The 25,754-nt window shown below is 66.8% G+C and carries 20 protein-coding genes; 15 read left to right on the top strand and 5 right to left on the bottom strand.

The genetic code is table 11. The annotated features are described in order from the left end of the window. Positions 1–98: 98 nt before the first annotated feature. Positions 99–2,345, bottom strand: a complete 2,247-nt coding sequence (locus GWK63_RS02700; RefSeq protein ID WP_039999304.1) for a primosomal protein N' — start codon at positions 2,343–2,345, stop codon at positions 99–101. A 120-nt stretch (positions 2,346–2,465) separates the two neighbouring features. On the opposite strand from GWK63_RS02700, the gene GWK63_RS02705 reads away from it, so the two are divergent. The 3 genes from GWK63_RS02705 to GWK63_RS02715 are packed head-to-tail and all read left to right on the top strand — an operon-like array spanning position 2,466 to position 5,377. Then, positions 2,466–3,455, top strand: coding sequence for a tyrosine recombinase XerC (locus tag GWK63_RS02705; protein WP_039999306.1), 990 nt, complete (start codon positions 2,466–2,468; stop codon positions 3,453–3,455). Between the two features lie 12 nt (positions 3,456–3,467). Then, on the top strand, positions 3,468–4,424 hold the full coding sequence (gene pip / locus GWK63_RS02710; protein ID WP_007398954.1) for a prolyl aminopeptidase: 957 nt from the start codon (positions 3,468–3,470) through the stop codon (positions 4,422–4,424). A gap of 56 nt (positions 4,425–4,480) precedes the next feature. Beyond that, positions 4,481–5,377, top strand: coding sequence for a retroviral-like aspartic protease family protein (locus GWK63_RS02715; RefSeq protein ID WP_050800728.1), 897 nt, complete (start codon positions 4,481–4,483; stop codon positions 5,375–5,377). Positions 5,378–5,417: 40 nt separating this feature from the next. Here GWK63_RS02715 and GWK63_RS02720 read toward each other — a convergent pair whose 3' ends face one another. After that, positions 5,418–5,897: a hypothetical protein gene (locus GWK63_RS02720; RefSeq protein ID WP_034928908.1), complete on the bottom strand. Its 480-nt coding sequence runs from the start codon at positions 5,895–5,897 to the stop codon at positions 5,418–5,420. A 40-nt stretch (positions 5,898–5,937) separates the two neighbouring features. Continuing rightward, a complete protein-coding gene (locus GWK63_RS02725) occupies positions 5,938–6,276 on the bottom strand; it encodes a P-II family nitrogen regulator (RefSeq protein WP_007398958.1) in 339 nt (112 codons plus the stop codon). Between the two features lie 203 nt (positions 6,277–6,479). On the opposite strand from GWK63_RS02725, the gene GWK63_RS02730 reads away from it, so the two are divergent. From GWK63_RS02730 to GWK63_RS02745, 4 genes are all read left to right on the top strand, one after another. Then, on the top strand, positions 6,480–7,712 hold the full coding sequence (locus GWK63_RS02730; protein ID WP_007398960.1) for a UbiH/UbiF/VisC/COQ6 family ubiquinone biosynthesis hydroxylase: 1,233 nt from the start codon (positions 6,480–6,482) through the stop codon (positions 7,710–7,712). Between the two features lie 113 nt (positions 7,713–7,825). Further along, complete coding sequence (cysE, locus tag GWK63_RS02735; protein ID WP_007398962.1) at positions 7,826–8,635, top strand: serine O-acetyltransferase; 810 nt, start codon at positions 7,826–7,828, stop codon at positions 8,633–8,635. 3 nt (positions 8,636–8,638) lie between these two features. Next, on the top strand, positions 8,639–9,895 hold the full coding sequence (locus tag GWK63_RS02740) for a BaiN/RdsA family NAD(P)/FAD-dependent oxidoreductase (RefSeq protein WP_007398963.1): 1,257 nt from the start codon (positions 8,639–8,641) through the stop codon (positions 9,893–9,895). Next, positions 9,892–11,412 (top strand): ATP-binding protein, encoded by a 1,521-nt coding sequence (locus GWK63_RS02745; protein ID WP_007398964.1) that lies wholly within the window; start codon positions 9,892–9,894, stop codon positions 11,410–11,412. The genes GWK63_RS02740 and GWK63_RS02745 overlap by 4 nt, the downstream gene beginning before the upstream one ends. Positions 11,413–11,934: 522 nt before the next feature. Here the strand turns inward: GWK63_RS02745 and GWK63_RS02750 are convergent. Next, on the bottom strand, positions 11,935–14,925 hold the full coding sequence (locus GWK63_RS02750) for an Rne/Rng family ribonuclease (RefSeq protein ID WP_007398966.1): 2,991 nt from the start codon (positions 14,923–14,925) through the stop codon (positions 11,935–11,937). A gap of 660 nt (positions 14,926–15,585) precedes the next feature. Here GWK63_RS02750 and GWK63_RS02755 point away from each other — a divergent pair. Both GWK63_RS02755 and GWK63_RS02760 read left to right on the top strand, forming a co-directional pair. Continuing rightward, the gene (locus GWK63_RS02755; RefSeq protein ID WP_039999289.1) at positions 15,586–16,506 is read left to right on the top strand and encodes an N-acetylmuramoyl-L-alanine amidase family protein; all 921 of its coding nucleotides are present in this window, start codon (positions 15,586–15,588) and stop codon (positions 16,504–16,506) included. Positions 16,507–16,811: 305 nt separating this feature from the next. Further along, entirely contained in the window at positions 16,812–18,386 is a 1,575-nt protein-coding gene (locus tag GWK63_RS02760) for a 2-isopropylmalate synthase (RefSeq protein ID WP_007398972.1), read from the top strand. 179 nt (positions 18,387–18,565) lie between these two features. Here the strand turns inward: GWK63_RS02760 and GWK63_RS02765 are convergent, their stop codons facing one another. Continuing rightward, entirely contained in the window at positions 18,566–19,096 is a 531-nt protein-coding gene (locus tag GWK63_RS02765; protein ID WP_083824470.1) for a hypothetical protein, read from the bottom strand. 305 nt (positions 19,097–19,401) lie between these two features. On the opposite strand from GWK63_RS02765, the gene GWK63_RS02770 reads away from it, so the two are divergent. The 6 genes from GWK63_RS02770 (at position 19,402) to GWK63_RS02795 (ending at position 25,624) form a co-directional block, all read left to right on the top strand. After that, positions 19,402–20,448 (top strand): rod shape-determining protein, encoded by a 1,047-nt coding sequence (locus GWK63_RS02770; RefSeq protein WP_007398974.1) that lies wholly within the window; start codon positions 19,402–19,404, stop codon positions 20,446–20,448. A gap of 143 nt (positions 20,449–20,591) precedes the next feature. After that, on the top strand, positions 20,592–21,509 hold the full coding sequence (gene mreC / locus GWK63_RS02775) for a rod shape-determining protein MreC (protein ID WP_007398975.1): 918 nt from the start codon (positions 20,592–20,594) through the stop codon (positions 21,507–21,509). After that, entirely contained in the window at positions 21,506–22,072 is a 567-nt protein-coding gene (locus tag GWK63_RS02780; protein ID WP_007398976.1) for a rod shape-determining protein MreD, read from the top strand. Before mreC ends, GWK63_RS02780 begins: the two co-directional genes overlap by 4 nt. A gap of 36 nt (positions 22,073–22,108) precedes the next feature. Beyond that, the gene (mrdA, locus tag GWK63_RS02785) at positions 22,109–24,028 is read left to right on the top strand and encodes a penicillin-binding protein 2 (protein WP_034928933.1); all 1,920 of its coding nucleotides are present in this window, start codon (positions 22,109–22,111) and stop codon (positions 24,026–24,028) included. Between the two features lie 46 nt (positions 24,029–24,074). Further along, on the top strand, positions 24,075–25,232 hold the full coding sequence (gene rodA / locus GWK63_RS02790) for a rod shape-determining protein RodA (protein ID WP_039999292.1): 1,158 nt from the start codon (positions 24,075–24,077) through the stop codon (positions 25,230–25,232). Then, a complete protein-coding gene (locus GWK63_RS02795) occupies positions 25,232–25,624 on the top strand; it encodes a DUF3293 domain-containing protein (protein WP_007398979.1) in 393 nt (130 codons plus the stop codon). Before rodA ends, GWK63_RS02795 begins: the two co-directional genes overlap by 1 nt. The last annotated feature ends 130 nt before the right edge of the window (positions 25,625–25,754 follow it).

Genomic DNA, 25,754 nt, shown 5'->3' on the forward strand with positions numbered 1-25,754 from the left:
GTTTTTGGTGAAGCTTTTTTCAAAAAGCTTCGAAGAACACCGCCTTCTTGAAAAAAGGCGGCACCCGGAAACTTTTGTATTTTAAATCGTCTGGTTTCTTACAGGAACGAGACCGGGTCGATATCCACATCAATCCGCGCCCCGCGCTCGGGTTTCACGCGTGAGAGCCATTCGCGCATGATCGGCTGCACCGCAATGTTGCGCCGCGCGCGCAGCAGCAGGCGGAAGCGGTGCCGCCCGCGCAGGATGGCCAGCGGCGCGGGTGCGGGGCCAAGCACCTGCACGCCATCCAGCCGGGGCGCGTTCTGGCCCAGCGCGCGGGCGGTCAGGTCGGCCGCATCCGGTGCCTCCGCACTGACAATCACGGCGGCCAGCCGGCCATAAGGGGGCCAGAAGCCGGGGCGGCGCTGTTCGGCCTCCTGCTGCATGAAACTGGCAAAGTCGCCCGATACCAGCGCCTGCATGACCGGGTGGTCGGGCACGTAGCTCTGCAACAGCACGCGCCCCGGCGCCTCCGCCCGCCCCGCGCGGCCCGCCACCTGGTGGAGCAGCTGCACCGTGCGCTCGGATGCCCGCAGGTCGCCACCGCCCAGCCCAAGGTCCGCATCCACGATGCCCACCAGTGTCAGATGCGGGAAATGCCAGCCCTTGGCCACGATCTGGGTGCCGATCACAAGGTCGATCTCACGCCGGGCTATGCGCTCCACGGCAGCGGCGGTGGCGGCGGGACCATTCAGGGTGTCACTGGCCATGACCAGTATCCGCGCATCGGGGAAGGTGGCGCGTGCTTCCTCGGTTATGCGTTCCACGCCGGGGCCGATGGGGGTCAGGCTGTCGGCATCGGCGCATTTGGGGCAGGTCTGGGGAATGGGTTCGTCATACCCGCAATGGTGGCAGGTCAGGATATGGCGCGCGCGGTGTTCCACCAGCCACGCGGTGCAGTTGGGGCATTGCATGCGGTGGCCGCAGGTGCGGCACAGCGTAAGCGGCGCATAGCCCCGGCGGTTGAGGAACAGCATGGCCTGTTCGCCGCGCCCGATCGCGTCATTGATCGCGCCGGTCAGCATGGGGGAGAGGAACAGCCCGCGCTCGGGCGGGTCGGCGCGCATGTCCAGCGTTTCCACATCCGGCATGCTGGCGTTGCCATGGCGGGCGTTCAGCTTCAGGTGCCGGTATCGGCCCGCGCCCACATTGGCCAGGCTTTCAAGGCTGGGGGTGGCCGAAACCAGCACGATGGGCGCCTGGCTCATGCGCGCGCGCACCACCGCCATGTCGCGGGCATGATAGGTTACGCCATCTTCCTGCTTGAAGGCGGTTTCGTGTTCCTCATCCACAATGATCAGGCCAAGCTGGTCAAACGGCAGGAACAGCGCCGAGCGCGCGCCCACCACCACGCGCGCCGTACCATCGGCCACCGCCCGCCACGTCACCCTGCGCAGGCGTGCGCCCAGATCGGAATGCCACAGGGCCGGTTCCGCGCCAAAACGGCGGGCGAAGCGGCCCGTCCACTGGGCGGAAAGGGCGATTTCAGGCAGCAGCACCAGCGCCTGTCGCCCTGCCGCCACACAGGCGGCAATCGCCTCCATGTAGATTTCGGTCTTGCCTGATCCCGTTACCCCTTCGAGCAGGGTGATGGAAAAACCGTTTTCGTCCACCCGTGCGCGCAGCTGGGCTGCGACCTCGGCCTGCTCGCCCTCCAGTTGCGGGGGGCAGTGGGCGGGATCGGGCAGGGCGAAGGGGGGAGGGGGCAGGATTTCCACCGCCGTCAGTGCCCCGGCCTGCGCAAGCCCGCGAATCACCGCGGCCCCGACCCCGGCACGGCGCGCCAGTTCCGCCGTGGGCAGGGCGGTGGTGGCCAGTTCCAGCACCTTCTGGCGCGCAGGGGTCAGGCGCAGCCCGGACGGCACGGTGGGGGCGGCGATCCAGCCCGTGGCCGGTCTGGGCAGCGGTGCGAGTGCATTGGCCCGCAGCGCCATGGCCAGCACCATGCCCGGCGGCGAGAGGGTATAGGCCGCCACCCAGTCCACGAACCGGCGCAGCTGGGCAGGTAGCGGCGGCAGGTCAAGCCGTGCGGCCACGGGCTTGAGGCGGCTGGTGGGCACGTCCTTTTGTGGGGGCGGCGTGAATTCCGGCGGCAGGCGGGATGTGGCGTCCCATATCACCCCCGTTTCCGTGCGGCGGCCCAGCGGCACGGTAACAATATCCCCCGGCATCGCCCCCGCCAGCCGGGGCGGCAGCGTATAGTCCAGCGGCCCGGCAAAGGGCAGGGTCAGCATGACCCGCACGCGCGCGCTTCCGCCAGGGGGGGGCAGCAGGTCCGTCTGTATGGGATTGCGGTCGGGCATGCGTTTTTCTACCGTCATGCGTCGCCCGTGTCTTGTCCATTGGTCATGTGTGGCGCGCACATGGCCCCGGCAGTCCGTGACAGGGGCATGAAAACGGGGATCGGGCAGGCAATGGCAGACATGATGGCAACCGGCGCGCGGGACGCCTTTCTGCACTGGATGGAAACCGAACGCCGGGCTTCCCCCCTTACGCTTGCGGCCTATCGGGGTGACCTGGACCGTTTCCTTGCCTTTCTGGTCGGGCACCTGGGGGCCGGGCCGGATCTTGCGGCACTGGCCGGCCTGTCGCTGGCCGACCTGCGGGCATGGCTTGCGCATGAACATGCCGCCGCCCTGAGCGGCCGCCGCGCCACCACGCAGGACCGCGCGGCCCGCACGCGCGCGCGCCGGGTTTCGGCCCTGCGGTCTTTCTACCGCTACCTTGCCCGCTACCATGGGGTGGACAATCCGGCCCCCGGCCTGCTGGCAACCCCGCGCACGCGCCGCCCGCTGCCACGCCCGCTGCCAACCGCGCAGGCGCTGGACGTGCCCGAAGGTGTTGCCGACATTGCCCATACCCCGCTTGCCCGCGTGCGCGATGGCGCGCTGTTCATGCTGCTGTACGGCTGCGGGCTGCGTATTTCGGAGGCGCTGGGACTGGACGTGCGCGATCTTGACCGGGCGCAGGCGCTGGGGGAAGGCACAAAGGGCGATGGCGTGCTGCGCATCCAGGGCAAGGGCGGGCGTGAGCGCATGGTGCCGGTGCTGCCGCAGGTCATGGCGGCGCTCCGGCGCTGGCGCGGTGTCCATCCGCTGCCGCAGGCGGATGCGCCGCTGTTCGTGGGCGTGCGCGGCGGGCGGCTGCAGGCGGGCATTGCCCAGCGCGCCATGCGCACCTGGCGGCACATGGCGGGCCTGCCGGAGCATGCAACCCCGCACGCCCTGCGGCATTCATTCGCCACCCACCTGATGGAAGGGGGGGCTGACCTGCGGGTGATACAGGACCTGCTGGGCCATGCCAGCCTGTCCACCACCCAGCGCTATACCCTTGCCGATGAGGCGCGGCTCATGGATGTCTGGACACGCGCCCATCCCCATGCCACCGATACCCCGCCCGATACAGTACGTTGAACAGGAATGCCCATGGCCCAGCGGTTCGCCTATCCCCCGATCGACCCATATGACCATGGCTGGCTTGATACGGGTGAGGGGCATCGCGTGTACTGGGAACTGTGCGGCAATCCCGACGGCATTCCGGTCGTGTTCCTGCATGGCGGCCCCGGCGGCGGGTGTTCGGCCTTCCAGCGCCAGATGTTCGACCCCGCGCGCTACCGTATCCTGCTGTTCGACCAGCGTGGCTGCGGGCGTTCCACCCCGCATGCATCGCTTGAGAACAACACCACATGGCATCTCGTGGCCGATATCGAGCGGCTGCGCGAACTGACGGGGGCCGGGTCATGGATGGTCTTTGGCGGTTCATGGGGGTCCACGCTGGCGCTGGCCTATGCGCAGGCGCACCCGCGGCGGGTGACGGCACTGGTCATGCGCGGCATCTTCACCCTGCGGCGGTCGGAACTGCTGTGGTACTATCAGGATGGCGCGTCATGGCTGTTCCCCGACCTGTGGGAGCAGTTCGTGGCCCCCATCCCGCCCGAAGAACGTGCCGACCTGATGGCAGCCTACAGCCGCCGCCTGACCGGGCATGACGCGGATGAGCAGATGAAGGCGGCCATCGCCTGGAGCATGTGGGAAGGGCGCACCATAACCCTGCGTACGGTCGAGGGCACGCTCACGCGCCATGCCGACCCGCGTTACGCGCTGGCGTTCTCGCGCATCGAGAACCACTACTTCGTCAATGCCGGCTGGCTGGCGGAAGGCCAGCTGATCCGTGACGTGGCGCGCATCCGGCATGTTCCCGCCGTGATCGTGCAGGGGCGCTATGATGTGGCCACCCCGGTGCGGACCGCATGGGACCTGCACCGTGCCTGGCCGGAGGCGGATTTCCAGCTTGTGGAGGACGCGGGCCATGCCATGACCGAACCCGGCATCCAGTCCGCCCTGCTGGCGGCGACGGATGCCATGGCCCGGCGTCTTGCCTGATGGCAGGTGCCCCCGCCCGGTTTTCCTGCCGCCTGCTGGCCCTGCTGGCGGGCGGCATGCTGTGCATGGCCAGTGCCATGGCGCAGGAGGCGCCGCGTCTGTGCAGCCACGAACGTGTGGCCCAGGTGCCGCTGCGCGATGACGGGGGGTACCTGTCCATCGTGGTCAGTATTGCGGGCCACAGCCTGAGCGCGCTGGTGGATACGGGTTCCGATGGCGGCCTGCTTACACCGGAAATGGTGGGTTACCTGCGCCTGAGGCTGGACCCCGAGCACGAGACGGTCGTGCACGGAACCGGCGGTGTCGCGCAGGCCACTCCCAATGCCATCGTGCCCGACCTGCGGGTGGGCGGCGTGGATTTTGGCGCGCGCTCCGTGCCGGTGGGCGAACTGCCGGGCCAGCCGATGATCCACCCGCCGGTCGCGGGGCTGCTGGGGGGGGATATCCTGTCGCGCTTCGACCTGGACATGGATGTGGCGGGCGGCACGCTGGCGCTTTGGGACATCCGGCACGCGTCAGTCGCCTGCGCGCGGCTGCCGGCATGGGACGGGCCGTATGAAACGCTGCCGCTGCGCAGGCAGGACAACCGCTTCCTGCTGGAAGTCCAGCTTGCGGGCCGGCCGGTCACGGCCCTGCTGGACAGTGGCGCGCGTTCACGCATCGTCTCGCCCGAAATCGCGCATCGCGCGGGTATCACCCAGTCGGAACTTGCGCGTGACCCCGGCGGGGTCACGGCGGGGGTGGACGGGCATCAGGATATCTATCACTGGCACCGTTTTGCCACCCTGCAGGTCGGCCACGAGCTTGAGCGCAATGTCACGCTGACCGTGGCCCCGCTGCGCGAGCATCTGGAAATGCTGCTCGGCTCGGACTGGTTCGCGGGCCACAGGGTCTGGATCTCCTATGCCACGAACCAGGCCTTCGTCCGCCCCGCGCGCAGGCCGGGCGGCTGACCCGTCCGGCCCGGGGTCATGGGGCCGGATGAAAGGCCGTTCAGCCCTTGAGCTTCGCGTTGCACACGCTGTAGTAGCCGCCGCCTGCCTGAATCCAGCGCAGGCCGCCATTGGCGTTGGTGGCCTTGTTGGCGTTGTACTGGTCAAGGCAGGTGTGCATGCGGGCCTTGCCTGCCGATTCCTTGCTGTATTTCTCGGCAATGGCGCTGGGCATGGTGGCGTTTGTCGCTGTGGCGGGCGCTGCTGCCGCTACGGGTGCGGCAGGCTTGGCGGCCGGGGCGCTCGGGGCCGCGGCAGGGGCTTCGGCCGGCTTGGCGGTGGTGTCGGCGCTGGCGGTGTCACCGCACTGGGCGGTCTTGAATTCCTTGTAGCTCTGGCCATTCAGGCTGCCCGCGGTGCGGGCGGCCACGAATTTCTGGTGGCAGGCCTTGGATGTATCGCGGGCCTGCGCCGCACCGGCGGAAAGGGTCAGCGCCAGAACCGACGCGGCTGCGATCTTGAAGCGGAGGGATGAAGTCATGATGCGGTATCAATCCTGAAATGACGGAAAAAAAGAAGGCTCAAAGTGCGCTGTCACCCGTCTCGCGCGTGCGGATGCGGATGACGCTGTCCAGCGGGGAGATGAAGATCTTGCCATCGCCGATCTTGCCGGTATGGGCGGCTTCCAGAATCGTTTCCACGGCCTGTTCGACCATTTCGTCGGTTACGGCAACCTCGATCTTGATCTTGGGCAGGAAGCTTACATGATATTCCGCGCCGCGATAGATCTCGGTCTGTCCCTTCTGGCGGCCAAAGCCCTTGACTTCCGATACGGTCAGTCCCTGTATCCCCAGGGGGGTCAGGGCCTCACGCACGTCGTCGAGCTTGAAAGGCTTGATGATGGCTGTGACAAGCTTCATCGCACCGGGTCTCCATTTTGCTGTACCGGCCGGCTGACCGTGTGTGAAGGATAGGGTAACCGCTCCGTCTATACCCTGATCGGATGATGTATGTCATCCGCCTTCGCACCGTCCGGGCAGGCGGCCATGCTTGTGCGCTGCCACCGGGGGGGAGTAAATCCGGTGGGCTTGCCGCCCGCACTGGGTCCAGAACAGGAAACGACATGAACGCGAACACGCCATCCTCCACCGCATCCGGGGCCATCGGGGTCGATGTCTGCATTGTGGGGGCCGGGCCCGTGGGGGCGACACTGGCCTGCCGCCTGGCGGCGGCGGGGCTGCAGGTTGCCATTATCGACCGTGCGGCCCTGCCCCCCATGGAACATCCGGCCTTTGATGGCCGGGCCTATGCCATTGCCGCAGGCTCGCGCCGCCTGCTGGAGGAAGCGGGCGTGTGGCAGCGCCTGCCCATGGAGTCGTGCGACATACGCGAAATCCGCGTGACCGATGGCAGGCCGGGGCGGCCGCCCTCACGCCTGTTCCTTGAATTCGGCCCCGATGATGCCGACCAGCCCTTTGGCGCCATGATCGAGGCGCGTGCCCTGCGCGTGGCGCTGAATGCCAGCCTGTATGCCACGCCCGGCGTGCATGTATTCGCCCCCGATGAAGGGACCGTGACCCGCAGGCCCGAAGGGGCGGAAATCCGCACCGCCAGCGGGCGTGTGATCCATGCCCGCCTTGTGGTCGCGGCCGAAGGGCGGCGCAGCCCGCTGCGTGAACAGGCGCGCATTGCCGTCACCCGCCTGCCCTATAACCAGTGCGGCATCGTGTGCGCCGTGGCGCATGAACGCCCGCATGGCGGGCGCGCGCTGGAGCATTTCCTGCCCGCCGGCCCCTTTGCCCAGCTGCCCATGGCGGGCACGGCGGAATATCCCAACCTGTCCGCCCTGGTCTGGACCGAGGGCGAGAAGGTGGCCCATCGTCTGGCCGAACTGCCGCATGAAGCCTTTGCCCATGAAATCCGTCGCCGCATGGGCGATGAATGGCTGGGCGCCGTCACCCCCGTGGGGCAGCGCTGGGTGTATCCGCTTTCCGCGCAGTACGCGCAGCGTTATACTGATGTCCGGCTGGCGCTGGTGGGGGATGCGGCGCATGGCATTCACCCCATTGCGGGGCAGGGGCTTAACCTTGGCTTCCGCGATGTCATTGCCATGGCCGATATCCTGATGGACGTGCATGCACGCGGGGGCGATGTGGGCGCGCCCGACGTGCTGCGGGCCTATCAGGCGCGCTGCCGGCCGGCCAACATGCTCATGCTGGCCGCAACCGATGCGCTGGAGCGGTTGTTTGGCAATGACAACCCCGTGCTGCGGCTGGCGCGCGACGTGGGGCTTGCGGCCGTCAACCGCATCACGCCGCTGCGCCGCAGCTTTGCCCGCCACGCTATGGGGCTGTAGGCGCCAGCCACACCGCCCGCACGTATTCAACTGGGCCAAATGGCCGGAACGGATCTGTCATGTCTGAAAAGCAGCCCGCTGCCCTTTCCATGCCGCCTCGCCGGCAGCCCGTCATGCCGCCAACGCTGGGGCATGTGGACCCCCATGCCCTGTGGCAGGAAATCGTCAGTGGCGCGTGTGGCTGCAATGACCCGCTGGTCAAGGGGCTGCTGGCTACCGGCATCCGCAACCATGGCTCGTTCCGTGGCGCGCTGGCGGCCCTGATCGGGCGCAAGCTGGGTGACCGTTCGGTGGCGGATGACGCGCTGGCCGAACTGGTGACGGAAGTATTCGACGCGGACCCCGATATCGTGTCGGCTGCCGCCGCCGATCTTGTGGCCATCCGTGAGCGCGATCCCGCCACGGCGGAATACGTCACGCCATTCCTGTTCTTCAAGGGCTACCACGCCGTGCAGAGCTACCGCGTGGCGCACTGGCTGTGGCATAACGGGCGGGGCTACCTTGCCCTGCACCTGCAGAGCCGGTGTTCCGAACTGTTCGCGGTGGATATCCACCCCGCCGCCCGGCTGGGGCGGCGCATCCTGCTGGACCATGGCACGGGGATCGTGATTGGCGAGACCTCGGTGCTGGAGGATGATGTCTCGCTGCTGCAGGGGGTGACGCTGGGCGGCACCGGCAAGAACGTGGGCGACCGCCACCCCAAGGTGCGCCGTGGCGTGCTGATCGGGGCGGGGGCCAAGATCCTGGGCAATATCGAGATTGGCGAGGGGGCAAAGGTGGGGGCAGGGTCCATCGTGCTGGAATCCGTCTCCCCCTACACCACGGTGGTGGGCAACCCGGCCCGGCCGGTGGGCACGCGGCATTCCGGCCTGCCCGCCTTCACCATGGACCAGATGCTGCCGCCCATTGACTATATTATCTGACGTATGACCGAATTCGTTTTCAGGCCGCATGTCGCGGTTATTGGTGGCGGCCCCGCCGGGCTTGCCTGTGCCGAGATCCTGTCCGCCCGGGGGTGTGCTGTCAGCGTGGTGGAGCAGATGCCCACCATGGGCCGCAAGCTGCTCATGGCCGGGCGTGGCGGGCTGAACCTGACCCATGGCGAGGCGGCCGAACGGTTCGCCACCCGCTACGGCGCGGCACGGCCCATGCTGGCGCGCGCCCTGGCCGCCTTCACCCCGCAGGACATGGTGGCCTGGGCCGAAGGGCTGGGCCAGCCCTGCTTTACCGGCAGCAGCGGGCGGGTGTTCCCGCGCGCCATGAAGGCATCCCCCCTGCTGCGCGCATGGCTGGCGCGGCTGGCGGGGCGGGGCGTGCGCCTGCTGACCCGCCACCGCTGGGAAGGATGGGACGCGGCGGGCAGGCTGCGCGTCACCGGCCCCGGTGGCCCGGCCTGCTGGCGGGTCAACGCCACCGTGCTGGCCATGGGGGGCGCAAGCTGGGCGCGACTGGGGTCGGATGGTGCGTGGCGTGAGCGTCTGCTGGGGCTGGGTGTGGATGTTACGCCTTTTGCCCCCGCCAATTGTGGCTTCGTGACCGACTGGGGCACGGATTTCACCACCCGGTTCGCGGGCACGCCCCTGCGCGGCATAAGCCTTGCGCTGGAAGGCGGCCCATCCGTGCGTGGTGAGGCGGTGGTGACACAGGCGGGGATTGAAGGCGGTGCGGTCTATGCCCTGTCGGCTGCGATTCGTGACCGGATTGCCCGTGATGGGCACGCGCTGGTTCATGTTGACCTGCGGCCCGCGCTGGATGTGGCGGATATCGCCACCCGTCTGGCCCGCGTGCGGGCGCGCGAAAGCCTGTCCAATACCCTGCGCAAGGCACTGCGGCTTACACCGGAAGCCATTGCCCTGCTGCGCGAAGGCGGTGATGGACCGCCGCCACGCGACCCGACAGCCCTGGCCCGGCGGGTCAAGGCCGTGCCGGTCGTGCTGCGTGCGCCCGCTGCGCTGGACCGCGCCATATCGGTTGCAGGCGGGATTGCATGGTCCGCGCTGGACGAACGGCTCATGCTGCGCGCGCGGCCCGGTGTGTTTGCCGGGGGCGAGATGCTGGATTGGGAAGCGCCTACCGGCGGTTATCTGCTGCAGGGCTGCATGGCCACCGGCCGGCTGGCGGGTGAGGGCGCATGGGAATGGTTGCGGGACTCGCTGCGCGGGCGGTATCCGTCAGCGCCATGAGTGTTGCAATCACGATCGGGGACCGGCGCGGGGCCGTGGCGGGCGATGCCCCGGTAACCATGGATCTGGCCGAACTGCTGTCCACCCGCCTGCTGGTGCAGGGCAATTCCGGTTCCGGCAAGTCGCACCTGCTGCGCCGCCTGCTGGAACAGTCGGCCCGCATGGTGCAGCAGGCGATCATTGACCCCGAAGGCGATTTTGTAAGCCTGGCAGACCGCTTCGGCCATCTGGTCATTGATGCCGCCGAACATACCGAGGCTGCCCTGCAGGCGGCGGGCGAGCGCATGCGCATGCATCGGGCTTCCGTCGTGCTGAACCTTGAGGGCGTGGATGCGGAGGTGCAGATGCGCCGCGCCGCAGCCTTTCTGGGCGGCATGTTCGAGGTACCGCGCGACTACTGGTACCCCGTGCTGGTGGTGGTGGATGAAGCCCAGCTTTTCGCGCCTGCGGCGGCGGGCGAGGTCTCGGATGAGGCGCGCCGGGCCGCGCTGGGGGCCATGACCAACCTCATGTGCCGTGGCCGCAAGCGCGGGCTTGCGGGTGTGATCGCCACCCAGCGCCTGGCCAAGCTGGCCAAGAATGTGGCCGCCGAAGCGTCCAATTTCCTCATGGGCCGGACCTTTCTCGATATCGACATGATGCGCGCGGCCGACCTGCTGGGCATGGAGCGCAGGCAGGCCGAAAGCTTCCGTGATCTGGAGCGGGGGTATTTCGTGGCCCTTGGCCCCGCCGTATCGCGCAGGCCGCTGGCGGTGAAGATCGGCCCGGTCGAGACCGAAAGCCGCTCGGCGGGTCCCACCCTCATGCCGTTCGAACCGGCGGCGGTGGGGGAGGAAATCCGTGAACTGATCCTGACCCCGGTGCCCGAACGTGAGATGGCCCCCCGCCCGCCACGCAGCTTCAGCCCGCCGCCCGATATCCTGGCCCAGCTTGCCGCCCATGCCGGGACCGCGGCGGTGGAGGCCGGGACGGCGGAAATGGAAGAGGCACCCCCGGTGGATGCGGCTGCCCAGAAACAGCGCTTTCTGGAAATCCTGACCGACATATTGCGCGATGAGGATGCGGGGTTCCGCCCCGTGCATGTGCTCTATCAGGATTTTCTGGTGCGCTGCCGCATAGAGGGCATGGGCCGCGATGCGCTGGACATGCCGCGCTTCCGCCGCCTGCTGGCGGTGGCGCGTGCGGGCGTGGATGCCCGGACGGCGGAAACCGGCCAGTGGCAGCAGGCCGAGCAGATGGCCGCCGTGCTGCCCGATGACGTGCAGGGCATCTTCCTGCTCATCGCGCGTGCCGCACTGCAGGGGCAGCCCTGCCCGTCGGACAGCCTGATCGCGCGCACTTACGGCACCCATTCCCTGGGCCGGGCCCGCCGCCAGCTGACCTATCTGGAGGAGCAGAACATGATCGTGCTCCGCCATGACGGTCTGGGCCGCCGCAGTGCCGCCATTATCGGCCCCGGCTGGGAGACCGCGCCCGCCATGCCCGATGGTGGCAATGGCGGCCAGAATGTTCCGTGATGAGATGGCCGCATGCCCTGAGTTCCTGAGGTAACTGGCACATTCGTGTGGTGACAGGTAATTGAGGGGCGAGCCGATGCGTTTCCATGTCGCCTCGACGGATCGTTCTGCCGCTTTTCGCAGCAGGGTCCTGGGTGCGGCAAGGACCTGTTCGATCGGATTGGGGCCGGGCGCGGCCGGTGCCGGCCTTCATGGGTCGTGCGGAAGGAACCGCTGATCTGGCAACCAGCCCTTGTCGGGTGAACCTTCAATCGTCCGGGGCGACCGGGAACCTGCCGGATTGCGTCTGGCCGGATTGTGCCAGGGTCCCGTTCTTCCCCGCATCCTGCATCGTCATCGATGGGACGGCGGCACGTCCGTGTAAAACAGCATGGCATCATGGACGGCCCAGAAGGCCGGGTTCCAGAAAGGCGGATATTGCAGGCAGGGCAGGTGCCTCACGCTGCATCGGGTCGCGGGCATGAAAAAACCTGCCTTCTTGCGAAGGCAGGTTTTTTACTGGTCAGGCTATGGACCTGCGCTTCAGCGCTTCCACCAGCCCGTGCGGCGGCGGGGTGCCGGTGTGGCGTCCGCTTCGGCTGATGCGGCAGGCTGTGCCGTGTCATCCGCGGCCGTTTCCGCTGTTTCATCCGCTTTCTTGCGGCGGCGGGCACGGGTGGCGGCTGCGGGCGTGGCCGTTGCCGTCTTGCGGGTGGTGGCCCGTTTGCGCGGCGCGGGCTTCGGCGCGGCTTCAGCTGCCGTGTCCACCGTTTCGGCTACGGTTTCCGCCACAGGCGCCTCGGCTTCGGGTTCAGCCTTCTTGCGGCGCGTCACACGGCGGCGCTTGGGGGCTTCTTCCGTAGCTTCGGCGTCCGGGGTCGGGGCCGGTGCTTCCGCCACGGCTTCGGCGGGTTCGTCCGCCTTGGCCGTCTTGCGGGTGGTGCGGCGGCGTGTGGTGGCCGTCGTGCCCGTGGCCTTGCTGCTGGCGCGCTTGCGGGCAGGCTTGGCTTCCGTTTTGGCGGCTGGCTCCTCGGCCGGTGCTTCCGCAGCGGGTGCCTCGGCGACCGGGGCCGGGGTTGCTTCCGCCGTTTCAGTGGCCGCCTTGCTACGGCTGGCGGTGCTGCGGCGTGCGGTCGTCGTGCTGGTGGCACGGCGGCGGCGCGGCCTGGGCGCTTCCTCCACGGTTTCGGCCGGTGCCGGTGCGGCTTCCGGTTCTGGTGCCGTTTCGGCCACCGGCGTCGCTGCGGGGGCCGGGGCCACCTCTGCGGATGCGGCGGGTGCGGCCTTGCTTTCCACGGCACCGGTTTCCGTCACGCTGCTTTCGGACGGGGTGCGGCGGCGTGAACGGCGGCGCGAACGGCGCGGCCTGGGCGCGGCATCTTCCGCCACGACCGCATCGGGGGTTTCCACCACCTCAACCACGACGGGATCGGCTTCCACCACATCTTCCACCACCTGTTCGGCGGGGGCGGTGGTCTGTTCGATCACATCGAAGATGTCGATGATCGCATCCCCATACGGGTCGGCCGGGGTCGGGCCACGATAGGCCTCTGGCGCGGGGGCTGCCGGTACGGGAGCCACGATGTCCGTGTCCGCTGCGGCCTGCGTTGTGTCTTCCGTGCCTTCCTGCGCGGCCGTCTGGCCGGTCTGGGAACCGCCACGGCGGCGACGGCGGCGACGGCGGCGGCGGTGGTCGGTCCCCGATGCGATGTCCTCGTCCTCCTCCGTGCCGGTGGCGTGCTCGTCGGGGGTGGCCTCGGCGGCAGGCGGCTCGGCCTGGATCTGGATTTCGCGCACATGGCTGCCCTCGGCCGGGGCATGTTCGATGACCGGGGCCTCGAAGCGGGCCGTCTGCGGGCGCACGCGCTCGATGGTGCAGTCCTGCGGCTGCAGGGCGGCATCGGGGGCAAAGACGACATGCATCTTGTGCCGGGCCTCGATCTCGCCAAGCCAGCTACGCTTGTTGTTGAGGATGTAGAACGCGATTTCCGGCGCGACGGCAACCGAGATCTCGGCGGCCTTGCGCTGCATGCCTTCGTCCTCGATCGCGCGCAGTACGTGCAGCGCCGAGCTTTCGATCCCGCGCACGATGCCGGTGCCCTGGCAGTGCGGGCAGGGCATGAAGGCGGATTCGGCAATGGAGGGGCGCAGGCGCTGGCGCGACATTTCCAGCAGGCCGAAATGCGAGATCTGGCCAACCTGGATGCGCGCGCGGTCGTTGCGCAGCGCGTCCTTGAGCTTGCGCTCGACCATGCCGTTGTGCTTGCGGCTTTCCATGTCGATGAAGTCGATCACGATCAGCCCGGCCAGGTCACGCAGGCGCAGCTGGCGGGCGACTTCCTCGGCCGCTTCCAGGTTGGTGCGCAGCGCCGTTTCCTCGATATTGCGCTCACGCGTGGCGCGGCCCGAGTTCACGTCGATCGCGACCAGCGCCTCGGTCTGGTTGATGACCAGATAGCCACCGGACTTGAGCTGTACGGAAGGCGAGAGCATGGAATCCAGCAGCCCCTCCACCTTGTAGTGCGAGAACAGGGTCTGCTCGTGGTCCTGCCACAGGCGCACCTTCTGCGCGTTCTGCGGCATGAGCATGCGCATGAACTCGCGCGCGGACTTCCAGCCCGGCTCGCCATCGATCAGGATCTCGCTCACCTCGCGCGTGTAGATGTCGCGGATGGCGCGCTTGATCAGGCTCGCTTCCTCATAGATCAGGGCGGGGGCGACGGATTCCAGCGTGTGCTGGCGGATGTCGTCCCACAGGCGCAGCAGGTATTCGCAGTCGCGCATGATCTCGGCGCGCGGGCGCTGGGCGCCGGCGGTGCGCACGATCATGGCCATGCCGCGCGGGATCTGCAGTTCGGTAATGATGTCGCGCAGGCGGCGGCGGTCGGCCACCGACGTGATCTTGCGCGAGACACCGCCCCCACGCAGCGAGTTGGGCATGAGCACGCAGTAGCGACCCGCCAGCGAGACATAGGTGGTCAGCGCGGCACCCTTGTTGCCGCGCTCTTCCTTGACCACCTGCACCAGCAGGATCTGGCGGCGGCGGATGACTTCCTGGATCTTGTAGTTGCGCAGGAAGCGCGCGATGCGGCGCTGGGCCTGGGCCTCGTCGCCGGTGTCGTTCTCGCCGCCCACGGTCTCGGGCTCGTCGTCTTCGGCGGCCTCCTCGCCTTCCTCGGCCGTGGCGGCGGCGGGGGCGTCTTCTTCCTCGTCGTCACGCGCGCGGCGTTCTTCCTCGGCGCGGCGTTCCTCTTCCTGAAGCGCCAGCAGTTTTTCGCGGTCGGCTACGGGGATCTGGTAATAGTCGGGGTGGATTTCACTGAAGGCCAGGAAGCCGTGGCGGTTCCCGCCGTAATCCACGAACGCGGCCTGGAGGCTTGGCTCCACGCGGATGACCTTGGCAAGGTAGATGTTGCCCTTGAGCTGCTTCTTGGAAGCGGCCTCGACATCGTAATCCTCAAGGTGGTGACCATCCATCACGACCACGCGGGTTTCTTCCGCGTGGGTCGTGTCGATCAGCATGCGTTTGCTCATAAATAGGCGCACTCCGGTGTGTCACGTTCCGGCATCCGGGCTGCGCGCACCATGTGGCGGCAGGAGGGAGCGGGAGGAACGGACGGAAATATTAAAAATAACGCGACCGGACCCGGACGGGACACCACCGCGCGGCGCGCGGGCGGACAGGCCATGCATGGCGACCGGATGCAGCCTGCAGCGGCCGCCCACGGTCAGGCATGGTGTCATCGCATGTGCGGAAGAAGGTCCGCGTGGTGTCCAATCCATCCTCGGTCATGGCTGGGGAGGTGCCGGCCGGCCTGATTGCCGGGGCGGGGCCTCCGTATCGACGGGTATGCCATCCGGTTTCCTGTCGATGGGGAACACCGGCGCGGCAGCTTCAGGTCGTGCGCCGCATGTGCTCCCACGCCGTGGCGTGGCCGGAAAAAAGGGCCGGTCAGCGTATGCCGCGCATGCATGATGCATGCCGGATGGAGAAAATCATGCCCTGCGGGCATCCCGCCAGTCTGGCCTGCCTTCATGGCAGCCGGATCTGGCATGGTCCATCACGGCTGGGCAGCATGACGCAATGTAGCCCTTCCTGCAAGGCCCGCGTGTGTTTATCCCGCTGACGCGCCGCCCATATGGTGGTAATGGGAACGGGTATGCCCCCAACTGTTATGACCGGAAGCAACACGCATGCCCCCATCCCGGCCTGATGGAAACGACGTGGTCCCCGCTGGCCGCGGGCCTGGCCGCCGCACCGTGCTGGGCGGCCTTGGCCTGCTGGTGCCCGCAACCGGCATGGCCCGCACGCCCGCGCACCCGGCTGCCCATGCGGCGGTGGCCCACCACGCCACGGCCCACGCGGCGCATCCCGTGCTGCACGCGCCCGCCATCGTGGGGCGCGCGGCACAGCCCAGGCCACTGATCATACTGGACCCGGGGCACGGGGGCAAGGACCCCGGCGCCATTGGCGTGTCCGGCACGTATGAAAAACATGTGGCCGAAGCCGCCGCCAGCGAACTGCAGCGCCAGCTTGAGGCCAGTGGCCGCTACCGCGTGGCCATGACCCGCGCCGATGACCGCTTCATCCCGTTGGAGGGGCGGGTGGACATCGCCCACAGCCACAAGGCCGCGCTGTTCATTTCCATGCATGCCGATGCGCTGGTGGACCGGGGGGTGCGGGGTGCCAGTGTTTACACGCTCGCGGCAAAGGCGTCGGACCGGCAGACCGCCATGCTGGCCCGTACCGAAAACAGCGCCGACCGCTTTGGCGGCCCGCAGGTGCATGCGGATTCGCCGGAAGTGCAGGAAATCCTGGCCAGCCTCGTTACCGAGGAGACACGCCATGGTGCCGCCCACATGGCCAGCAGCATCGTTTCCTCCTTTCGCCCGCGCATCGGGCTTCTGCCGCATCCCGCGCGCCATGCCTCCTTCGTGGTGCTCAAATCGGCCGATATCCCCTCCGTGCTGGTGGAGATGGGATTCATGTCCAACCACATGGATGAAGCCGCCCTGCGCCAGGCCGCCCACCGCATGGTGGTGGCGGGTGCCATGGTGCAGGCGATCGACCGCTATTTCGCCACCGACAGCATGGTGACCCATGCCACCGGCTGAAGGGGCGGCCCGGGTGTTTTAGCGGTTGCAATCAGGGCGGCTGCCTGTATTGTGCGCGGCATGGTAACGACAGCGCACATCGTGGGGATTGGATCGGGCGCATGCGCGCATCCGTCCGCGCGCGCATGTGCCGGTGCGGGGCTTCTTCGTCTTCGACTTACCCGCCCCTGAGCGATCAGGGCCGGCTGCGTGCCGGCGCGCCCAGGGGATTGATCGGACCGGCCCTGCCGGTTCGCGAACACGAATGACGGGCGCACGCCTTTGTGCCGCCTCCCACACAGGACCCAAGTCCCGAGGTTACTACCATGAGCATCGACCACCCTTCCTTTGGCCGGATTGACCCCAACCGCGTCATCATCTTTGACACCACGCTGCGTGATGGCGAGCAGTCCCCCGGTTTTTCCATGAACCTGGCGGAAAAGCTGCGCATGGCCGAAGCACTGGAAGAACTGGGCGTGGACGTGATGGAAGCGGGCTTTCCCGTGGCGTCGAAAGGGGATTTCGACAGCGTCCACCAGATCGCGCAGAAGGTCAGGAACACCGTCGTGTGCGCACTGGCGCGCAGCGGCGGCAGGAATGACATCACCAGCGCGGGCGAGGCGATCAGGCCCGCGAAGCGCGGGCGTATCCACAACTTCATCTCCACCTCGCCGCTGCACATGAAATACAAGCTGCGCATGGAGCCGGAGACGGTTCTGGAACTGATCGAGGCGGGCAACCGCGCCTCGCGCCAGTTCACCGATGACGTGGAATGGTCGGCCGAGGACGGCTCGCGCACCGACCCCGATTTCCTGTGCCGCTGTGTCGAGACCGCCATCCGCGCGGGGGCCACCACCATCAACATCCCCGATACGGTCGGCTATTCCACGCCCGAGGACATGGCCCGCATCTTCACCGACCTGCGCACCCGCGTGCCGGGGGCGGACCGGGTGATCTTCTCCACCCACAACCACAATGACCTGGGCCTGGCTGTGGCCAACACGGTGGCGGCGCTGAATGCGGGCGCGCGGCAGGTGGAATGCACCATCAACGGCATTGGCGAGCGCGCGGGCAATGCGGCGCTGGAGGAAATCATCATGGTGCTGCGCACGCGCCATGACGTGCTGCCCTATACCACCGGCATCCATACCGAACGCCTGCTGCGTACCTCGCGCATGCTGTCCACCATCACCGGCTTCGATGTGCAGCCCAACAAGGCCATTGTCGGCCGCAATGCCTTTGCGCATGAAAGCGGCATCCATCAGGACGGGATCCTGAAAAACGCCGCGACCTACGAGATCATGACGCCCGAAAGCGTGGGCTGGAACCGTACCTCACTGGTACTGGGCAAGCATTCGGGGCGCGCGGCCTTCCGCGACAAGCTGAAGGCGATGGGGTACGAAAACCTCGAAGAAGCCCAGTTCAACGAAGCCTTCAGCCGCTTCAAGGATCTGGCCGACCGCAAGAAGGTCATCTACGACGAGGATCTGGTGGCGCTGGTGGATGACGAAGTGCGCGACCATGCGCGCATCCGCTTCGTGGCGCTGGATGTGACCGCGGGTTCCCGCCGCCCCGCTACCGCCGACCTGGTGCTGGATGTCGATGGCGCGCGCAGGGAAGGCCACGCCGAAGGGCAGGGGCCGGTCGATGCCGCGTTCAACGCCATCCGCGCCATTGTTGCGCATGACGCGACGTTGCAGCTGTATTCCGTGGGGGCCGTGACCGAAGGCAGCGACGCGCAGGCCCGTACCTCGGTCCGGCTGGAGGAAGATGGCAAGCTGGTGGACGGGCAGGGTGCTGATGCGGATACGCTGGTCTCTGCCGTGCGGGCCTACGTGCATGCGCTGAACAAGCTGCTGGTCAAGCGCGATCGTGCCGAACCCGCCGCGCTGGACGCCTGACGGCCAGAAAGCGGAAGCGGTTTAGGGCGAGGCTTTCGCGGCACGTCTGAAAGAACGCCGCCTTTTCGGGAAAGGGGCGGCCCCGCAGGCCCTGTCTGGCTGCCTGCCGGTATCTTGTGCCACACCCCACGGTCAGGTTTCTGTCCGTGGGGTGTGGTGCATTCAGGCGGGGGCGGTTTTCAGTAGCCGCCATACCCTTCGGGATAGGCGCCTTCCTGCTGCGGGTATTCGCCCTGTCCGTAGCCACTCTGGCCATAGCCATAGGGCTGCTGGGAATAATAGCCACTGTCCTGCCCATAATAGCCGCCCTGCCGGGGATAGCTGGGCTGGGCATAGCCCTGCTGCTGCGGATAGGCCGCGCGGCCGCCGCCTGCCGCCTGCTGGCAGCTCTGTGGCGGGTAGCCCTGCGGTAGCACGCGGCCATCGGGACAGATGGTGGAAGCGCCTTCCCCCCTCGGGCGGCGGGAAGGTGTCGTGGCCGCGCCGATGGCCGCACCGCCAGCCGCACCGGCCAGCGCGCCGATGGCCGCTCCCTGGCCACCGCCAGCCAGCCCGCCGATCAGGGCACCGCCACCCGCGCCCAGCAGTCCGCCGCCAATGGCGCGCTGGCCGGGATCACGGGTGTTCTCGCACGCACCCAGCCCAAGGCACAGCCCGGCGGCCAGCAGGACGGCGGGGCGGATGGGCATGCGGGGGAATGATGTTTTCATACAGGTTTTTTCCGCTCTTGCGCCGTGAATGCCCGGTGGGCATCACGGGCGGGTGAATGAAGGTAAGATGGTATGCCAGATCCGGTTTGGCCATGGCCAAAGAGGGGCAATTTGTAACAATCATCCCTGCCGTGGAGATTTTAATGAATTAAAATCATCTGGCCTCTTGCCCCTGCCTGCCTGCGCCGGTAATCCCTCGGGCTTACCCAGACGGTTCCCGACAGTACGCAGGCATGTCATGAGGGCATGCGGTGCCGGTCGGGATGTAGGACGGTCCGGTCTGGTGTTACTGTCGGGAGTTCTGGATGTTTGCTCGTGTACTGGGTCTGCTTTCCGCTGACATGGCGATCGACCTCGGCACGGCGAATACGCTGGTTTACGTCAAGGGACGGGGTATCGTCCTGAATGAACCTTCGGTCGTCGCGCTGGCAGAGGTACGGGGCAAGAAGCAGGTGCTCGCGGTGGGTGAGGAAGCCAAGCAGATGGTTGGCCGCACGCCGGGCAACATTACGGCCATCCGTCCGCTGCGCGATGGCGTGATTGCCGATTTTGAGGTTGCGGAGGAAATGATCAAGCATTTCATCCGCAAGGTGCATAATCGCCGCATGTTTGCAAGCCCCCTCATTATCGTGTGTGTGCCCTCCGGCTCCACCGCGGTCGAGCGGCGCGCCATTCAGGAAAGTGCCGAGAGTGCCGGCGCGCGCAAGGTCTTCCTGATCGAGGAACCCATGGCCGCGGCCATAGGTGCCGGCCTGCCGGTAACCGAGCCTTCGGGCAGCATGATCGTCGATATCGGCGGGGGCACGACGGAAGTTGCGGTCATCTCGCTGGGTGGCATTGTCTATGCCCGCTCGGTGCGGGTGGGCGGTGACAAGATGGACGAGGCGATCATCTCCTACATCCGCCGCAACCATAACCTGCTGATCGGTGAAAGCTCGGCCGAGCAGATCAAGATCCACCTTGGCTCCGCCATGCCGCCTGATGACCCCGAGGACCCGGGGCCATGGCGTGAGGTCAAGGGGCGTGACCTGATCAACGGCGTCCCGCGTGAGGTCGTGGTCTCGCAGGCGCAGATTGCCGAAAGCCTGGCCGAGCCGGTCAGCCAGATCCTGGATGCGGTGACCACCGCCCTGGAAAACACGCCGCCGGAACTGGCGGCCGACATCGTGGACAAGGGCATTGTCCTGACCGGCGGCGGCGCCCTGCTGTATCGGCTGGATGAGGTACTGCGGCGCGCGACGGGCCTGCCGGTTACGGTGGGGGAGGATGCGCTGTCCTGTGTGGCGATGGGCACGGGGCGGGCGCTTGAGGAAATGAAGCGCCTGCGCAATGTACTGACAAGTATGTACTGACGGACGGGACAGATACGCTGCCTGCTGCGTGTGGAGGGCAGCGTGCCGAAGGGGAGACGCAGGACGATGCAGGTCCGGCGACCAGGCAGTATTGGACAACCCGGCAGGCGTGACGCCAGCGTCACGACTGGAGCGGCGGACTGATGCCTGTATCCATCCAGTTCCGTCAGGCGCTGGGCAAGCTGGTCCTGCCCGCGCTGATCCTTGTGGCCTGTGGCGTCATCCTGCTGGGCAAGGCGGATCGCGCGCTGGTTGAACGCCTGCGCATGCAGACGGCCGACCTGCTGGCCCCCGCCTACAGTCTGGTGGCGTGGCCGCAGGCCAAGCTGCGCTGGCTGTCGGGCAACCTGCAGGATATCCGCAACCTTGAAGCCGAGAACATCCGCCTGCGTGCCGAAAACGAGTCGCTGCGCCACTGGTATGACGTGGCGGCGGCGCTGGCGGATGAAAACGGCACGCTGAAAGCCAACCTGCACTGGATTCCCGATAACGCGCCCACCTTCGTCAGTGGCCGCGTGGTGCGCGATACAAGCGGGCTGTACGCGCGCGCGGTGCTGCTGGCGATCAATGCCGATACATCGGTGCGCAAGGGGGGCATAGCACTTGATGGCGCGGGACTGGTCGGGCGTGTGACCGAGGTGGGCAAGCGCTCGGCGCGTGTGCTGCTGATTACCGACTCGTCCAGCCGCCTGCCCGTGACGCTGGAATCCAGCCATGCCGCCGCCATCATGGCGGGCGACAATTCACCCCTGCCGCGTATCATCTTCTATCCGCAGGACAATGTGCCGATCGAAGGGGAGCGCGTCGTGACCAATGGCGAGATCGAGAGCCTGCCCGCCGGCCTGCCGGTGGGGCATGTGCACTATGTGCGCCCCGGCCAGCCCGTGGTGGTGCCCGCCGCGGCGCTGGACCATGTCGATATCCTGCGCATATTCGATTATGCCGACAGCGTGGCCCCGCCCGACGCGCCGGGCCGTGTGCCCCTGCCGCCCCCCGTGGGGGGCACGCTGTCCCTGCCGGCGCAGTTCCAGCCGCATGCGGACCAGGGGCTGCATGGATGAAGAATTTCACCCCGCCCCCCATCCGTCCCGGCATCCACCCCCGTACCGGGCTGGGTTACCGCATCGACCACGGGGTGCGCAGCGCGGCGCCATGCCTGTTCGTGTTCTTTGCAACCCTTGTGCTGTCCGCGCCGCTCAACCTGCCGGGGCAGGTTGAACTCATGCCCGCGCTGGTCATGGGCACGGTGTTCCTGTGGTCGGTTTTCGTGCCCGCGCTCATGCCCTCCATCGCGGTGTTCGTGCTGGGGCTGTGGGCGGATGTGCTCAGTTTCGGGCCGGCCGGTGTCATGCTGCTCATGATGCTGATCGTGCATGGCGTGGCCCTGTCGGGACGTTATACGCTGGCACGGGTTAATTTTTTTGTACTCTGGCTTGTGTTTGGCGTGGTGATGGTGGGGGTTACGGCGCTACAATGGGTGCTGTGTTCCGCACTGGCCTTGCATATTGTGGAGTTTCTGCCTTTTGTTTTCGAGACAGTCCTGTCCTTTGGCAGTTTTCCTGTCCTGTATGCAGGGTTTGTCTGGACCTACCGTTTTGTCGTCAATAACACGGACCGATCCTGAAGCGGGTGTTGTCGTGCGTCCGTGCCGGATGAGTGCATGAAGTTGCGTAAGAAGAAATCCGGCGCCCGGCTCATGTCCCGCCCCGAGGAAGGCAAGAATCCCTCCCGTGGTGTCTTTACCCGTCGTGCCCTGCTGCTTATGGCGGCCCAGGGGGCGGTACTGGGTGCATTGGGTGAACGTCTGTACGGGCTTCAGGTTCTCAACGGCAGTCATTATGCGAAGCTTGCGGAAAACAACCGGCTGAGCAAACGCTTCTTCGCGCCGCCACGCGGGCGGATTACCGACCGTTTCGGCATTTCGGTCGCGGCCAACCGCGTGAACTGGCGTGCCCTGCTGCTGGCCGAGGAAACCAGCGACATTCCCGGCACGCTGGAGCGTTTTGCCCAGCTTGTGCCGCTGGAGCCGCGCGATACCACGCGCATCGAACATGAACTGCGCCACAAACGGCGGTTCATTCCCATCATGCTGCGTGATTTCCTGTCATGGGATGACATGGCGCGGCTGGAACTCAACATGCCGTCCCTGCCGGGCGTGCTGATTGATGTGGGCACCACGCGGGTCTACCCCTTTGGCCCGCTGCTGGCGCATGTGGTGGGCTATGTTGCCCCGCCTGCGGAAAAGGACGTGGTGCATAATGCCGAACTGGCCCTGCCGGGCATGCGCGTTGGCCGCTCGGGCATCGAGCAGACACAGGATGCGAGCCTGCGCGGGCAGGTCGGTTCGGTGGAGATGGAGGTCAATGCCGTGGGCCGCGTCATGGCCGAGCTGGACCGTGATGAGGGGCTGGCGGGTGACGAGATCGCACTGACCATCGACAGCGGCCTGCAGCAGCAGGTGCTGGGCCGCATTGCCGACCAGTCGGCCAGCGCCGTGGTGATGGACTGCCGCAATGGCGAGGTGCTGGCCATGGTCAGCAATCCCTCCTTCGATCCCTCGCTGTTCGACAGCGGTGTCAGTCAGGCGCAGTGGATCGAATGGACCAACAACAGCCAGACACCGCTGATCAACAAGGCGGTATCGGGGCTGTATCCGCCCGGTTCCACCTTCAAGCCCGCCGTGGCCATGGCGGCGCTGCGCGCGGGCACGCTTTCGCCCAGCGACCGGATCAGCTGCCCGGGCTATATCGACGTGGGCGGCACGCGCTTCCACTGCTGGTCGCGCTACGGGCATGGTTCGATCAACCTGCGCCAGGGGCTGAAATATTCGTGTGACGTGTTCTTCTACGAAGTCGCGCGCCGTACGGGCATGGATGTGATCGCCGCCACATCCGAACTGTTCGGTCTGGGTGCGAAACTGCCCGAGATCGAACTGCCGCATGTGCGTCAGGGCCTTATTCCCACCCCCACATGGCGGCGCGCGCATGGTCACCACTGGAATGGGGGCGACACCATTGTCAGCGGCATCGGGCAGGGATTCGTGCAGGTGACGCCGCTGCAGCTGGCCACCTATGCCTCGCGCATCGCAACGGGGCGCAACGTGCAGCCGCACCTGATCCGCTCGGTGGCCGGGCGCCTTGCGGGGCTGACCGACCTGGGCCACGCGACGGGCATGGACATGCCCGAGAATTTCTTTGAAGACATCCGCGCGGGCATGTACGCCGTGGTGAACGAGGAAGGGGGCACCGCGCCCAAGGCCCGGCTGGATATTCCGGGCGTGCAGATGGCGGGCAAGACCGGCTCGGCGCAGGTGCGCCGTGTCTCGCGCGCGATGCGTGAGAGCGGGCACTTCAATTCCGCCAACCTGCCGTGGGAATATCGCCCCCATGCGCTGTTCATATGCTACGCGCCGTATGACGCGCCGCGCTACGCCACGGCGGTGGTGATCGAGCACGGCAATGCGGGTGCGGATGTGGCCGCGCCCCTTGCGCGTGACATCATGACCGATACCCTGCGTCGTGACCCGGTCAACCACCGTGAACCGCCGGGGCAGGAAGTGGCGCAGGCCGAGGTGGACTGAACACCCCCGTGGCCCGCGCCCTGCCATGCCTGTTGTGGAGAATGGAATGAAATTCCAGAAGCGTCTGCTGCGCGCCGAACCCAATTTCCAGATCCTGACCAAGCTGTGGCAGGTCAACTGGCTGTATGTCATCCTGATCTGCGCGCTGGCGGTGGTGGGGTATGTCGCGCTGTATTCCGCAGGCGGCGGCACGTCGCGCCCGTTTGCCGGGCCACAGTCCATCCGCTTCTGCTTTGGCGTGGTCATGATGCTGGGGATTGCACTGATGAGCCCGGCCATTCTGGTACGCATGGCATGGCCGCTCTATATTTTCTCGCTCATCCTGCTGGTGGCGGTACTGCGCATGGGGCATGTGGGCAAGGGGGCGGAGCGGTGGCTCATGCTGGGTGGCATGCAGGTCCAGCCGTCGGAACTGGCCAAGATCGCGCTGGTGCTGATGCTGGCGGCGTGGTTTCACAAGATCAGCTACCGCAGCATGGGCAACCCGCTGCTGCTGGTCCCGCCGGCGCTGATGGTGCTTGCCCCCGTGGCCCTTGTGCTCAAGGAGCCCAATCTGGGTACCGCCGTCATCATCGGCACGGTGGGGGCGAGCATGTTCTTTGGCGCGGGCATGCGGCTGTGGCAGATCGCGCTGCTCATCCTGCCGGTACCCATGCTGGCCAAGGTCGCCTACAGCCACCTGCATGACTACCAGAAGGCGCGGGTCACCACATTCCTGCACCCCGAGAGTGACCCGCTGGGGGCGGGCTACAACATCATCCAGTCCAAGATCGCACTGGGGTCGGGTGGCATGTGGGGGCAGGGCTACCTGCATGGCACGCAGGGGCAGCTCAACTTCCTGCCTGAAAAGCAGACGGACTTCATCTTCACCATGATTGCCGAGGAATGGGGCTACGTGGGGGGGATTACCGTTATCGGCATGCTGCTGCTGCTGGTCTTTGGCGGCATGCTGATCGCCATGCGCAGCCGCAACCAGTTCGGCCGCCTGCTGGGACTGGGCATTTCGATGAACTTCTTCCTGTACTGCGCGGTCAACCTGTCCATGGTGATGGGGGCGATCCCGGTGGGGGGTGTGCCGCTGCCACTCATTTCCTATGGCGGGTCGGCCATGCTCATGGTCATGTTCGGCTTCGGGCTGCTCATGTCCGCATGGGTGCATCGCAACGCCACCTTCGGGGAGACGACACCGGGGGAGGAGGACTGATGGCGGCCATCCTGCCGCCAACGCCTGCGGTGCATCGTTCCTATCGGCTCAGCACCTACCATGTGCCCGGCCTGCCGGTTGTGCATATTGGCCACAGGCCGCACTGGCGGGGGATGGTGCCACGGGGTGATATTGTCCTGCTCAGTGCCTGCAATCCCGGTGGCAGGCGGCGCGCCGATGGCTGGAACCGGCGCATGATGCGGCGGCTGGCCAGCGCTCTGGCCGGGCTGCCGCATGTATTGGGGGAAGGACGGCTGGGGCGGTGGTCCGAACCGCTTTATGCTGTCCGGGTGCCGCTGGCGCGCGGGCTCGTGCTGGCGCGGCGGTTCCGGCAGAACGCCGTGGTCGTGCTGCACGGCAACAGGCCCGCGCGGCTGGTATATCTGGCCTGATTCTGAAAAAAACCGGATAACCGGAAAGACGTTTTTGGGTGTCGCCTTTTTTCAAAAAGGTGACGTATTCAGCAGCTTTTTGAAAAAAGCTTCACCAGAAACTTTTGTATGATTACAGGCCGTTTGCCGG

This window comes from Komagataeibacter rhaeticus (genome assembly GCF_011611525.1).
Lineage (GTDB): Bacteria > Pseudomonadota > Alphaproteobacteria > Acetobacterales > Acetobacteraceae > Komagataeibacter > Komagataeibacter rhaeticus.